Annotated in this window: 13 protein-coding genes and 1 pseudogene; 11 read left to right on the top strand and 3 right to left on the bottom strand. The window is 58.9% G+C overall.

Annotation, left to right across the window (positions count from 1 at the left end; translation table 11 throughout):
• Window positions 1-5: 5 nt before the first annotated feature.
• The 5 genes from B498_RS09350 to B498_RS09330 are packed head-to-tail and all read left to right on the top strand — an operon-like array spanning window position 6 to window position 5381.
• A complete protein-coding gene (locus B498_RS09350) occupies window positions 6-1538 on the top strand; it encodes an ABC transporter substrate-binding protein (RefSeq protein ID WP_008501700.1) in 1533 nt (510 codons plus the stop codon).
• 22 nt (window positions 1539-1560) lie between these two features.
• Window positions 1561-2583, top strand: a complete 1023-nt coding sequence (locus B498_RS09345) for an ABC transporter permease (RefSeq protein ID WP_008501701.1) — start codon at window positions 1561-1563, stop codon at window positions 2581-2583.
• Window positions 2580-3473, top strand: a complete 894-nt coding sequence (gene ddpC / locus B498_RS09340) for a D,D-dipeptide ABC transporter permease (protein ID WP_008501703.1) — start codon at window positions 2580-2582, stop codon at window positions 3471-3473. The genes B498_RS09345 and ddpC overlap by 4 nt, the downstream gene beginning before the upstream one ends.
• Window positions 3473-4459: an ABC transporter ATP-binding protein gene (locus B498_RS09335; protein ID WP_008501704.1), complete on the top strand. Its 987-nt coding sequence runs from the start codon at window positions 3473-3475 to the stop codon at window positions 4457-4459. Before ddpC ends, B498_RS09335 begins: the two co-directional genes overlap by 1 nt.
• Window positions 4452-5381: an ABC transporter ATP-binding protein gene (locus tag B498_RS09330; RefSeq protein WP_008501705.1), complete on the top strand. Its 930-nt coding sequence runs from the start codon at window positions 4452-4454 to the stop codon at window positions 5379-5381. The genes B498_RS09335 and B498_RS09330 overlap by 8 nt, the downstream gene beginning before the upstream one ends.
• On the opposite strand, the gene B498_RS09325 is transcribed toward B498_RS09330, so the two are convergent.
• Window positions 5378-6127, bottom strand: coding sequence for an SDR family NAD(P)-dependent oxidoreductase (locus tag B498_RS09325; RefSeq protein ID WP_008501706.1), 750 nt, complete (start codon window positions 6125-6127; stop codon window positions 5378-5380). The two genes, B498_RS09330 and B498_RS09325, sit on opposite strands and share 4 nt — an antisense overlap.
• A 116-nt stretch (window positions 6128-6243) precedes the next feature.
• On the opposite strand from B498_RS09325, the gene B498_RS09320 reads away from it, so the two are divergent.
• Complete coding sequence (locus B498_RS09320; protein ID WP_008501707.1) at window positions 6244-7149, top strand: LysR family transcriptional regulator; 906 nt, start codon at window positions 6244-6246, stop codon at window positions 7147-7149.
• 23 nt (window positions 7150-7172) lie between these two features.
• Here B498_RS09320 and B498_RS09315 read toward each other — a convergent pair whose 3' ends face one another.
• Window positions 7173-7601, bottom strand: a complete 429-nt coding sequence (locus B498_RS09315) for an OsmC family protein (protein WP_008501708.1) — start codon at window positions 7599-7601, stop codon at window positions 7173-7175.
• A gap of 132 nt (window positions 7602-7733) precedes the next feature.
• Between B498_RS09315 and B498_RS0121490 the strand changes: the two are divergent.
• Window positions 7734-8673 (top strand): annotated as a pseudogene (locus B498_RS0121490) (hypothetical protein).
• 19 nt (window positions 8674-8692) lie between these two features.
• On the opposite strand, the gene B498_RS09310 reads toward B498_RS0121490, so the two are convergent.
• Window positions 8693-9568, bottom strand: coding sequence for a LysR family transcriptional regulator (locus tag B498_RS09310; RefSeq protein ID WP_008501711.1), 876 nt, complete (start codon window positions 9566-9568; stop codon window positions 8693-8695).
• 110 nt (window positions 9569-9678) lie between these two features.
• Between B498_RS09310 and B498_RS09305 the strand changes: the two genes are divergently transcribed.
• The 4 genes from B498_RS09305 to B498_RS09290 all read left to right on the top strand — a co-directional run bounded on the left by B498_RS09305 (window position 9679) and on the right by B498_RS09290 (window position 13085).
• A complete protein-coding gene (locus B498_RS09305) occupies window positions 9679-10530 on the top strand; it encodes a Vmh family MBL fold metallo-hydrolase (protein ID WP_008501712.1) in 852 nt (283 codons plus the stop codon).
• 232 nt (window positions 10531-10762) lie between these two features.
• Window positions 10763-10978: a biofilm-dependent modulation protein gene (gene bdm, locus B498_RS09300; protein ID WP_008501713.1), complete on the top strand. Its 216-nt coding sequence runs from the start codon at window positions 10763-10765 to the stop codon at window positions 10976-10978.
• Window positions 10979-11073: 95 nt separating this feature from the next.
• The gene (gene sra, locus B498_RS09295) at window positions 11074-11211 is read left to right on the top strand and encodes a stationary-phase-induced ribosome-associated protein (RefSeq protein ID WP_008501714.1); all 138 of its coding nucleotides are present in this window, start codon (window positions 11074-11076) and stop codon (window positions 11209-11211) included.
• A 176-nt stretch (window positions 11212-11387) separates the two neighbouring features.
• Window positions 11388-13085 (top strand): NAD-dependent malic enzyme, encoded by a 1698-nt coding sequence (locus B498_RS09290; protein ID WP_008501715.1) that lies wholly within the window; start codon window positions 11388-11390, stop codon window positions 13083-13085.
• Window positions 13086-13300: the final 215 nt, after the last annotated feature.

Raw genomic sequence — 13300 nt, forward strand, 5'->3', positions numbered from 1 at the left:
CTGCCATGAAAACATCGCTTCTCTCGACCGTCATTGCCGCCACGCTGGCCCTGAGCGCCCCGCTGGCGCTGGCCGCCGTCCCGAAAGACATGCTGGCGATCGGTAAAGCCGCCGACCCGCAAACGCTCGACCCTGCCATCACCATCGATAACAACGACTGGACCGTCACCTATCCGTCCTACCAGCGTCTGGTCAAGTACAAGCCAGGCTCTACCGAGGTGGAAGGCGATCTGTCGACGGGCTGGAAAGCCTCCGACGACCAGAAAGAGTGGACCTTCACCCTGGCGGATAACGCCAAATTCTCCGACGGCACGCCGGTCACCGCCGAGGCGGTCAAACTCTCCTTTGAGCGCCTGCTGAAGCTCGGCCAGGGGCCGTCTGAGGCCTTCCCGAAAGATCTGAAAGTGGAGGCCGTTGATGAGCACACGGTGAAATTCACCCTCAGCCAGCCGTTCGCGCCTTTCCTCTACACCCTGGCGAACGACGGCGCCTCCATCATTAACCCGACGGTGCTGAAGGCCAATGCCGCGGACGACGCGCGCGGCTTTCTGGCGCAAAACACCGCCGGTTCCGGGCCGTTTATGTTGAAGAGCTGGCAGAAAGGCCAGCAGCTGGTGCTGGTGCCAAACCCGCACTGGTCGGGCGACAAGCCGCACTTCAAGCGCGTCTCGGTGAAAATTATCGGTGAGAGCGCGTCGCGCCGTCTGCAGCTTTCCCGCGGCGATCTGGACATTGCCGACTCCCTGCCGGTCGATCAGCTGGCGGCCCTGAAGCAGGAAGGCAAAGTCGCCGTCGCCGAATACCCGTCTCTGCGCGTGACCTACCTCTACCTCAACAACAGCAAAGCGCCGCTCAATCAGGTGGATTTACGCCGCGCGGTCTCCTGGGCGACGGACTATGAGGGGATGGTGAAAGGCATTCTGAGCGGCAACGGCAAGCAGATGCGCGGCCCGATCCCGGAAGGCATGTGGGGCTTTGACGCCACGGCCATGCAGTACAGCTTCGACGAAGCCAAAGCTAAAGCAGCCCTGGAGAAGGTCAAAGACAAGCTCGCCAGCCTGACCTTCCTCTACTCGGACAACGATCCAAACTGGGAGCCTATCGCCCTTTCGACTCAGGCCAGCCTCGGCAAGATCGGCATTAACGTCAAGCTGGAGAAACTGGCCAACGCCACCATGCGAGACCGCGTCGGCAAAGGCGATTACGACATCGCCATCGGCAACTGGAGCCCGGATTTTGCCGACCCGTACATGTTTATGAATTACTGGTTCGAATCGGACAAGAAAGGTCTGCCGGGCAACCGTTCGTTCTATGAGAACAAAGAGGTCGATTCCCTGCTGCAGGCCGCGCTGAAAACCACGGACCAGGCGGAACGCACCAAAGATTACCAGCAGGCGCAAAAGGTGGTCATCGACGAGGCGGCCTACGTTTATCTGTTCCAGAAGAACTACCAGCTGGCGATGAACAAAGAGGTCAAAGGCTTCACCTTTAATCCGATGCTCGAGCAGGTGTTTAACATCGCCACCATGAGCAAGTAACCGTTTCGCCGGGGGAAAGTGTATGACGTTCTGGAGCATCGTGCGCCAGCGCTGCTGGGGGTTACTCCTGGTGGTGGCCGGTGTCTGTATTATCACTTTTATTATTTCGCACCTGATCCCCGGCGATCCGGCCCGTCTGCTGGCCGGCGACCGCGCCAGCGACGACATCGTGCAGAACATTCGCCAGCAGCTGGGGCTGGATCAGCCGCTCTACGTTCAGTTTGGCCGCTACGTGGACGCCCTGGCCCACGGTGATTTAGGCACCTCCATCCGGACCGGACGCCCGGTTGCGGAAGACCTGAAGGCCTTTTTCCCCGCCACGCTGGAGCTGGCCTTTTGTTCCCTCCTGCTGGCGCTGGTCATCGGCGTGCCGCTGGGGATTTTATCGGCGGTGTACCGCAACCGCTGGCTGGATCACCTGGTGCGTTTAATGGCGATGACCGGGATCTCCACCCCGGCCTTCTGGCTTGGGCTGGGCGTCATTGTGCTGTTCTACGGGCACCTGCAAATCCTGCCGGGCGGCGGCAGGCTGGACGACTGGCTCGATCCGCCGACGCACGTCACCGGCTTTTACCTGCTGGACGCGCTGCTGGAAGGCAACGGCGAGGTCTTTTTCAATGCGCTGCAGCACCTGATTTTACCCTCGCTGACGCTGGCATTCGTGCATCTCGGCATCGTGGCGCGTCAGGTCCGTTCCGCGATGCTGGAGCAGCTTAGCGAAGACTACATTCGCACGGCCCGCGCCAGCGGCCTGCCCGGCTGGTATATCGTCCTGCGCTACGCCCTGCCGAATGCGATGATCCCGTCGATTACCGTGCTCGGGCTGGCGCTGGGGGATCTGCTGTACGGGGCCGTGCTGACCGAAACCGTCTTTGCCTGGCCGGGCATGGGTGCCTGGGTGGTGACGTCCATTCAGGCGCTCGATTTCCCCGCCGTGATGGGTTTTGCGGTCGTTGTTTCGCTGGCCTACGTGCTGGTTAATCTGGTGGTCGATCTGCTTTACCTGTGGATTGACCCGCGAATCGGGCGCGGAGGTGCCGAATGATGTTAACGCAGGAAACGCCCGTCCCGGTGAAAACCGCCAGACAACGCATCAACTGGGCAAAGCTGTTCTGGATGCTGCGCCAAAGTCCGCTCACGATGGTTGGCGGCGTCATTATGCTGGTGATGCTTTTCATTATGGTGGCCGCACCGTGGATCGTGCCGCACGACCCGAACGCGCTGGATCTGACCGCGCGCCTGCAGGCGCCGTCCGCGCAGCACTGGTTTGGTACCGACGAGGTGGGCCGCGATCTGTTCAGCCGCGTGCTGGCGGGCAGCCAGCAGTCTATTACCGCCGGGCTGGCGGTGGTGGTAATTGCGGGCGGCATCGGTTCGCTGCTGGGCTGTCTGTCCGGCGTGCTGGGCGGGCGCGGCGACGCCGTCATCATGCGGGTGATGGACATTATGCTCTCGATACCTTCCCTGGTGCTGACCATGGCGCTGGCCGCCGCGCTCGGGCCAAGCCTGTTTAACGCCATGCTGGCGATTGCGATTGTCCGCATTCCGTTTTACGTCCGCCTGGCGCGCGGCCAAACCCTGGTGGTGCGCCAGTTTACCTACGTGCAGGCGGCCCGCACCTTTGGCGCCTCCCGCTGGCATGTGATCCGCTGGCATATCTTGCGCAACGCCCTGCCGCCGCTGATTGTGCAGGCGTCGCTGGACATCGGCAGCGCCATCCTGATGGCCGCCACGCTGGGTTTTATTGGCCTGGGGGCGCAGCAGCCGACCGCCGAATGGGGCGCGATGGTGGCCGTCGGCCGTAACTACGTTCTGGACCAGTGGTGGTACTGCGCGTTTCCCGGAGCGGCGATTTTGATTACCGCCGTGGGCTTTAACCTGTTTGGGGATGGCATCCGCGATCTGCTGGATCCGAAGTCAGGAGGTAAACAGTGATGACCGATCCGGTTCTCAAGATTGACGACCTGCATCTGAGCTTCCCGATTTTCCGCGGCGAGGTCCACGCGCTGAACCACGTCTCGCTGGAGATCGGCAGGGGTGAAATTGTCGGCGTGGTGGGCGAATCCGGTTCGGGTAAATCCGTGACCGCCATGCTCGCCATGCGTCTTCTGCCGGAAGGCAGCTACCGCATTCATCATGGTCAGGTGAAATTACTCGGCGAAAATGTCCTGACGGCGTCCGAGAAACAGCTTCGCCAGTGGCGCGGCGCAAAGGTCGCGATGATTTTTCAGGAGCCCATGACCGCCCTCAACCCGACGCGGCGGATTGGCAAACAGATGGTCGAGGTGATCCGCCAGCATCAACCGCTTTCCCGGCGTGAGGCGCAGCAGAAGGCAATTACCCTGCTGGAAGAGATGCAAATCCCGGACGCGAAAGCGGTCATGGCGCGCTATCCGTTTGAACTCTCCGGCGGCATGCGCCAGCGGGTGATGATTGCCCTTGCCTTCTCCTGCGAGCCGGAGCTGATCGTCGCCGACGAACCGACCACCGCGCTGGACGTCACCGTTCAGCTGCAGGTGCTGCGCCTGCTGAAGCACAAGGCGCGGGCCAGCGGCACCTCGGTGCTGTTTATCAGCCACGATATGGCCGTGGTGTCCCAGCTCTGCGACAGAATGTACGTGATGTATGCGGGCAGCGTGATCGAGAGCGGCACCACGCAAACGCTGATCCACCAGCCCGTGCATCCCTACTCTATTGGCCTGCTGCAGTGCGCGCCGGAAAACGGCCAGCCGCGCGCCCCGCTTCCCGCCATCCCCGGCACGGTGCCCAACCTCAGCCACCTTCCGCAGGGATGCGCATTCCGCGAGCGCTGCTTTGCCGCCGGGGCGAAATGCAGCGAAACGCCGCGCTTAGCGCCCATTGGCGCAGAGGACCAACAGGCCGCCTGCTGGTATCCACAACGGGAGAAAGCCCATGTCTGATGTACTGCTGGAACTGGATAGCGTGCACGTGAACTTTGCGGCGCGCAAAAACTGGCTGGGTCGCGTGACGGAACGGGTCCATGCGCTCAACGGGCTCGACCTTGAGATCCGTCGGGGAGAAACGCTTGGCATTGTCGGGGAATCCGGCTGTGGGAAAAGCACGCTCGCCCAGCTGCTGATGGGCATGCTTAAGCCCAGCACCGGCGCCTGCCAGCGGGCGCACCACGCGGGCGGCATGCAGATGGTGTTTCAGGATCCGCTCTCCTCGCTTGACCCGCGCCTGCCGGTCTGGCGAATCATCACCGAGCCGGTGTGGGTGCAAAAGCGCAGCAGCGAGCGCGACCGCCGCCAGCTGGCTGAAAACCTGGCGCTGCAGGTGGGTATTCGCCCGGAATATCTCGACCGGCTTCCGCACGCCTTCTCCGGCGGGCAGCGCCAGCGCATTGCCATCGCCCGGGCGCTCTCGTCCGATCCGGATATCATCGTGCTCGATGAACCCACCAGCGCGCTGGATATTTCCGTGCAGGCGCAGATCCTCAACCTGCTGGTGACCCTGCAACAGCAGCGTAATCTGACCTACGTGTTGATCTCGCATAACGTCTCGGTGGTCCGGCACATGAGCGACCGCGTGGCGGTGATGTACCTTGGGCAGATTGTGGAGCTGGGCAGCGCCGCGCAGGTGCTTGGCGAGCCGCGCCATCCTTACACCCGCCTGCTGCTCGATTCGGTTCCGCGCACCGGTGAACCGCTGGATGAAACGCTGGCCTTACGCAAAACGGAGCTTCCCGGCAACCGCCGTCTGCCCGAAGGCTGTTTTTTCCGCGACCGATGCCCGATGGCCGCGCAGGGGTGCGAGCGTCCTCAGCCGTTACAGCCCTCTCGCGAGGGCCGTGACGTCCGCTGCTGGCGCAGTCTGGGTTAGATTTGCGCCATCCCGCCGTCCACGAACAGCTCGGTGGCGTTAATAAAGCTGGCCGCATCGGAGGCCAGAAACGCCACCGCTTTACCCACCTCACCCGGCGCGCCTAAACGGCCGAGCGGTACCTGAGCGGCCAGCGCGTCGTACAGCCCCTGGCGGTGTTCTTCCGGCACCAGGTCGCCAAGCCCCGGGGTTTTGATCGGGCCCGGGCTCACCACGTTGACGCGGATCCCACGGCCCTGCAAATCCAGCGCCCAGGAGCGGGCAAAGTTGCGCACGGCGGCCTTGCTGGCGCTGTAGACGCTAAAGTTTGCCGTCCCCTTAATGGACACCGTCGAGCCGGTCAGAATAATCGACGATCCGGCGGAGAGCAGCGGCAGCGCCTTCTGTACCGTGAACAGCACCCCGCGGACGTTAGTGCCGAAAATCCGGTCAAACTGCTCTTCGGTTATCGCGCCCAGCGGCAGCATATCGCCGCCACCCGCATTGGCGAACAGAATATCGAGGCGGCCTTCTTCTTTGGCTATCCGGGCATAGACCTCGTCCAGGTCCGCCAGTTTTGACACGTCAGCGCGAATGCCCACTGCCGTTGAAGCAATTTCAGCCACCGCCGCGTCCAGCTCGGCCTGACGACGTCCGGTGATGTACACCTTCGCGCCCTGTGCCGCCAGCTCCTGCGCCGTGGCAAGACCGATGCCGGTGCTGCCGCCGGTGACCAGTGCGATTTTTCCTGAGAGAGTCGTGTTCATGTCATTTACCTTTTGTTGGGTTTGCGTTGGACAAACTTTAGCCCTTGCGGGATTAGTGAAAAACCAGCAAAAATGAAAATGACTATTCACATACAGGAATAATAAGAGGGAGTCTCATGGATCAGCTCATGGCGATGCGCGCCTTTACCCGGGTGGTGGAAACCGGCAGCTTTACCCGCGCGGCGGACTCGCTGAACATGCCGATCGCCACGCTGAGCAAGCTGGTGAAATCGCTTGAGACGCATCTGGAGATACGCCTCCTGCACCGGACGACTCGCCGGGTGGTCGCGACGCCGGAAGGGATGGAATACTATGAAAAAGCGCTCAGGGTCTTGATAGATATCGAAGATATCGACACCGCGTTTCGCGTTTCCCGCGCGACGCCCAAAGGGCATTTGCGGGTTGACGTGGGCGGCTCCACCGCCCGGGACGTGCTCATCCCCCTGCTGCCGGACTTTATGCGGCGCTACCCGGATATCCGCATCGACCTTGGCGTGGCCGATCGTCCGGTGGATCTGATCAGCGGTAACGTAGACTGCGTGATCCGCGGCGGCCCGCTGGACGATTCGACCCTTATCGCTCGCCATATTGGTAACGCCGAAATGGTGACCTGCGCGACGCCGGGCTACCTGAAAAACCATGGCGTTCCAGCCTATCCACAGGAGCTGTGCAACGGCCACAAGCTCATTAGCTACCTCTCGCCCGTCACCGGGCGGGCGTTTCCCTTTCGCTTCAGGCGGCATGGCGAGGCGATGGAAATCAATATCCCCCATTATCTCGGCATAAATGAAAGTAATGCCCACCTGGCGGCGGCCGTGGCAGGATTGGGGATCGTGCAGACGTTTGAGTATTCGGCAAAGCCGTATTTACAGGTGGGAACGCTGGCGCCGATCCTGGGCGACTGGCGCCCTGCCGCCTATCCGTTTCACGTGGTATACCCTCAGAACCGCCATCTGACGCACCGTCTGAAGGTGTTTATTGCCTGGCTGGCGGAGGTGTTTCCCGCCGCGCTGAAGGGATAGCCGGGCGCCAGCCCGGCTGAGGCTTAGTTAAGCGTATAGTCCAGCGTAATTTCGGCTTTCAGTAGCTGCGAAACCGGGCAACCCGCTTTGGCTTTCTGAATAATACCGTCGAACTGCTGAGGGGCGATGCCGGGAACGGTCACCTTGCTCTTCAGGGCAACCTTGGTGATGGCAAAACCGCCGTCCGTTTTATCGAGAGAGACATCCGCGGTGGTATCAATGGCGTCGGCGGTATAGCCCGCTTCGCCGAGCATCAGCGACAGCGCCATCGAGAAGCAGGCCGCATGTGCCGCGCCGATCAGCTCTTCGGGGTTGGTCCCCTTTTCACCCTCAAAACGGGTATTAAAGCCATAAGGCTGTTGATTGAGAACGCCGCTCTCGGTGGAAACCGTTCCTTTACCGCGCTTAATGTCGCCAGACCAGTGTGCCGAACCGTGCTTATGAATAGTCATTCTTGCTCTCCTTTTGGCTTACAAAGGGTTAAGTATAGACTACGCATCTGACTGCCCCTGGAACACAGACAATTCCGGGACTTACACCTGCTGGACCGACAAAAGGATAAACCTATGGCGCTAAAAATCAGGATGGCCGTTGCGATCGCTACCCTCGCTCTATCGTGGTCTTTGCAGGCGAAAACGCCCGAGAACTTTATCTATACCAGCTCCGGCGAGCTCGACGCGGCGTTCCCGCTCGTTACGCGAAGCGATATCGGCGGCGTACAGATCGTCTACAACTGGCGCGCTTGAGCCTGAGAAGGATAGCTACGATTTCTCGCGCATTGAACGGGATCTCGCGCGTCTTAAGGCTGCCAGGAAAAGGCTCTTCATCCAGATTCAGGACCGTTTCTTTGAGGCGGACGCGCGCTACGTGCCGGATTATTTGATGCACGATAAGCAATACGGAGGCGGGATTGCGCCGCAGTTCGATAACCCCGGCGAAGGGAAGCCGGTCGGTTCAGGCTGGGTGACGCGTCAGTGGGATCCCGCGGTGCGCCAGCGCTACCAGGCGCTGCTGGCCGCCCTCGCGAAACGCTTTGATGGCGAGGTATATGGCGTAAACCTGCCTGAAACCGCCATCGATCTTGACGAAAAAAATCCGCCCGCCGGATTTACCTGCGACAGCTATTTTGCGGGAGAAATGGAAAACCTGGCCTTTGCGCGCAAGGCTTTTCAGAAATCACACGTGGTGCAATACGTGAACTTCTGGCCGTGCGAATGGGATAATGACCACAACTACATGGGGCGTCTTTTTGCGTATGCCAGCGCCAACAGTGTTGGCCTCGGTGGGCCGGACATTGTTCCCAACCGCAAGGCGCATATGAAGAATGCTTATCCTTTCTTCCATAAAAATAAACAGACGCTGCCGCTTATCGCCATGGCGGTTCAGGAACCGACCCTGACCTATAAGAACCCTGAGACCGGCAAGCCCTTCACCAAAGCAGAATTTGATCGGTTCGCGGAAAATTATCTCGGGGCGGATATTATTTTCTGGAGCACGGCCTCCCCCTGGCTAAAGGCTAAGTAAACGACGGCAAACGCCGCGCTCATGCCAGATAGCGGGCCAGCTCATCAAGGAACGCCCGCAGCGCGGCAGGCTGGTATTCCCGGGACTGATAAATACCATGGATGGCCAGCGGCTTCGGCTCCAGCGCCTCCAGTACCGGCACCAGCAACCCCTGCTCCAGCGCGGCACGCGCTTCGCGCTCCGGCAGCATGGCGATACCGCTGTGCTTAATCGCCGCGTCCATCAGCAGCGAAGAGATGCTGGCGCTCAGGTTGCCGCTGACGGCCACGCTCAGGCTTTCGCCCTCCGGCGTCAGGAAGTGCCAGGACTGCCCGGCAAAAAAGCTGTAGTGCAGGCAGTTATGCTGCGCGAGTTCTTCGGGGCTGCCGGGCGTACCGTGCTGCGCCAGATAGTCCGGCGAGGCGCAAAGGACCGAGCGACACTCCCCCAGCCGACGGGCAATCATGCCGGGTTCAGGGTTATCGGTAATGCGTACGGCAACATCAATGCGCTCTCCCACCAGGCTGACCGGATGGTTGTTCACATCCAGTTCGATGCGCAGCTGCGGGTAGCGCGAGAGCAGACCGGGCAGGACCGGCGCAATCAGGTGCATGGCGGTAAAGTGCGCGCAGGCCACCCGCAGGGTGCCAGACGGGAGATCTTTTTCCGACTGGCCTTCAATTTCCTGCGAGATCTGCGAGAGCGTCCGCGTTTTTTGCAGCACCTTTTCGCCTGCCGCGGTCAGCGTCAGCTTGCGCGTGGAGCGGTTTACCAGCCGCGTGCCCGCCCATTTCTCCATCTGTTCAAGATAGCGGCTCACCATTGGGCGGGAAATACCCAGCGCCCGGGCCGCCGCGCTCAAACTTCCCAGCTCGCATATTCGGTTGTAAACCTGAGCGGCAATCACGCGATCCATATCAACTCCATCTGCTCGATTTATGAAACTAAGCATGTCTTGTTTCAGGAATTCTGGCAAATGCGAATTTCCGTACAATAGAGACATTCCTGAACAACAGAGACAACAGCATGAAATTCACTCACCTTGCCCTGCTTTCCACGCTTTTCACGCCGGCTGCTTTTGCCGCGCCGTTAAGCATTGATACCTATAACCCGCAGGAGAAAGGCATTTTCGCGGTCTCCTCCACGCTGGTCTCCGGCCCGAAAGAAGCGGTGCTGTTTGACGCGCAGTTCAGCGTGAAGGATGGCGAAGCGCTGGTAGAGAAAATTCGTCAAAGCGGTAAGACCCTGAACAAGATTGTGATCACCTCCGGCGATCCGGATTTCTATTTTGGCCTGCAGCCGCTGGTCAAAGCCTTCCCGAACGCCAAAGTGGTGGCCACGCAGCACGTGGTTGATCACATCAAGGCCACTAAAGACGCCAAGCTCGCCTTCTGGGGTCCGCAGATGAAAGACGGCGCGCCAACGGAGCTGGTCGTCCCGCAGGTGCTCGCCTCCACCACGTTTATGGTTGACGGGGAGAAGATCGACATCGAACAGCCTGACAGCTATGCGGCCTATGTATGGATCCCGTCCGCAAAGACCATCCTCGGCGGCACTGGCGTAGCCTGGGGGATTCACGTCTGGACGGCGGACACCCAGACAGCGGAAAGCCGTAAGCAGTGGCGGGAAACGCTGGTGAACATGGCGGCGCACAAACCCGAGCGCGTGATCCCGGGTCACTATCTGGGTACCCCGCCAGCCGGGACGGGTGCGATTGATTTTACCCGTGACTATCTCCAGCGCTTTGAAAAGGCCTTGTCCGTTCATAAAGATTCTGCGGGCGTCATCAGCACCCTGAAAAAACAGTATCCGAATCTGGCTGAAGAGAGCTCGCTGGAATTAAGCGCTAAGGTGAATACCGGCGAAATGAAGTGGTAATTTAAACGCTGCTCCTGCTATTTTTTCGAGATAGCAGGAGCACCGTCATAATATTCTCTCAGCGCCACGTCGATTTACCCCCGCATTTCAAAAGCACACAAAAGCATACACTTATGTCATTTTTATTTCTAAGATGAATCTGAGCCACAACCGTGAAAATATTTGCCATTCTGTTTGTGAATTAAATTTTTTGCGAGCCGTACCATTAAACAGACAACGACACGGAGGCAGCATGTTTACTTATTACCCGGCAAATACCGCAGCAGCACAACCTGAACTCGTTAACGCGATTGCACAGGGTCTTCACGCCGAGCACGGTGCTGTGACTGAAGATGACATTTTGATGGAACTGACCAGGTGGGTGGAATCCACAGATAATGACATCCTCAGTGACATCTACCAGCAGACCATTAACTACGTCGTCAGCGGGCAAAACGCACCCTTGTAAAAACCTGCTAAGCTGGATCTGCAACCTAAGGGGTTACATTTCGTTTGCGTAAGCAAACTGGTCCTTAAAACTATCAACAGGATTGAGGAGTTAATATGAAATCGAACCGTCAGGCACGCCATATTCTGGGACTGAACTACAAGCTTTCTAATCAGCGCAAAGTGGTGATTGAAGGCGACCATGAAACGCAAGTCACTCACGCCACCGGCAGAAAACGCCACGCCGGCAAGTAAGTTCCAGACTGAGATCCAGAACACCATCGGTAATCCCGATGGTGTTTTTGTTTATGTGTTGCGGTAATTAATATTTAGCTCCTTTATAATACCGCCGGACCGCACCCCATCGCACAGGCCAGAAAGATGACAAACAGCAGTGTCAGGGACGGATCTTCATAAAAAGAGTGAGTGACATGGACAACAAACTGAAAAAACATCGTTCCTTATACATCCCATACGCCGGACCGGTTTTACTCGAATTCCCCCTGCTCAACAAAGGCAGCGCCTTCAGCATGGAAGAGCGCAGCAGCTTTAACCTGCTGGGTCTACTGCCAGAAGTGGTTGAAACCATTGAAGAACAGGCAGAGCGCGCGTGGATCCAGTACCAGGGTTTCAAAACGGAAATCGACAAACACATCTACCTGCGCAACATCCAGGACACCAACGAAACCCTCTTCTATCGCCTGGTGCAAAACCATCTCGAAGAGATGATGCCGGTGATCTACACCCCGACGGTGGGTGCCGCCTGCGAGCGTTTCTCAGAGATCTACCGTCGCTCCCGCGGGGTATTCATCTCTTATCAGAACCGTCACAACATGGACGATATTCTGCAGAACGTGCCGAACCACAATATCAAAGTAATTGTGGTGACCGACGGCGAACGTATTCTTGGCCTCGGCGACCAGGGCATTGGCGGGATGGGGATCCCCATCGGTAAGCTCTCTCTGTATACCGCCTGCGGTGGCATCAGCCCGGCGTATACCCTGCCGGTGGTGCTGGACGTCGGCACCAACAACCAGCAGCTGCTCAACGACCCGCTCTATATGGGCTGGCGCCATCCGCGTATTACCGACGACGAGTACTATCAGTTTGTCGACGACTTCATTCAGGCCGTGAAGCACCGCTGGCCGGACGTGCTGCTGCAGTTTGAAGACTTTGCGCAGAAAAACGCGATGCCGCTGCTGAACCGCTATCGCGATGAGATCTGCTCCTTTAACGACGATATCCAGGGCACCGCGGCCGTGACGGTGGGTACGCTCATCGCCGCCAGCCGTGCAGCGGGAAGCCAGCTGAGCTATCAGAAAATCGTCTTCCTGGGCGCAGGCTCCGCGGGCTGCGGTATTGCCGAGCAGATTATCGCCCAGACCCAGCGCGAAGGCTTAAGCGAAGAGCTGGCCCGCTCCCGCGTCTTTATGGTGGACCGTTTCGGCCTGCTGACCGACGGCATGCCGAACCTGCTGCCGTTCCAGACGAAGCTGGTGCAGAAACGCGAAAACCTGAAAAACTGGGATACCGACAACGAAGTCCTTTCCCTTCTGGACGTGGTGCGCAACGTGAAGCCGGATATTCTGATCGGCGTTTCCGGGCAAACCGGTCTCTTCACCGAAGAGATTATTCGCGAGATGCACAAGCACTGCGAGCGCCCTATCGTGATGCCGCTGTCTAACCCGACGTCCCGCGTGGAGGCGACGCCGCAGGACATCATCGCCTGGACCGAAGGTAATGCGCTGGTGGCCACCGGCAGCCCGTTCGATCCGGTGGTGTGGAAGGATAAAACCTATCCGATTGCCCAGTGCAACAACTCCTATATCTTCCCGGGCATTGGTTTGGGCGTTATCGCCTCCGGCGCGTCCCGCATCACCGACGAAATGCTGATGTCGGCGAGCGAGACCCTGGCGGGCCACTCGCCGCTGGTCAACGACGGCGAAGGTCTGGTTCTGCCCGAGCTGAAGGACATTCACAAGGTGTCGCGCGCTATCGCGTTTGCGGTGGGTAAAATGGCGCAGCAGCAGGGCGTGGCGGTGAAAACCTCTGCCGACGCGCTGCAGCAGGCCATCGACGACAACTTCTGGAAGCCTGAATACCGCAGCTATCGCCGTACGTCGATTTGATCCGCTCCGCCCGTTCCCTCTCCCGGTGGGAGAGGGTCGTATAAGACAAATTTAAAACAAAGGCTTATATTTTTAATCACTTACTCGAATAATAGTCATTGAAAAAAAATTGAATGGCTGCTGTTGTGGGTGTTGTAATGCCTCATTATCGTATGCATTCATCTTGCTGGAAGAAGCAACAAATAATTAGTGTACGTAAATCGGTAAGTCCCCAC

It is taken from the genome of Enterobacter sp. SST3 (genome assembly GCF_000286655.1).
In the GTDB taxonomy this organism is placed as follows: domain Bacteria; phylum Pseudomonadota; class Gammaproteobacteria; order Enterobacterales; family Enterobacteriaceae; genus Enterobacter; species Enterobacter roggenkampii.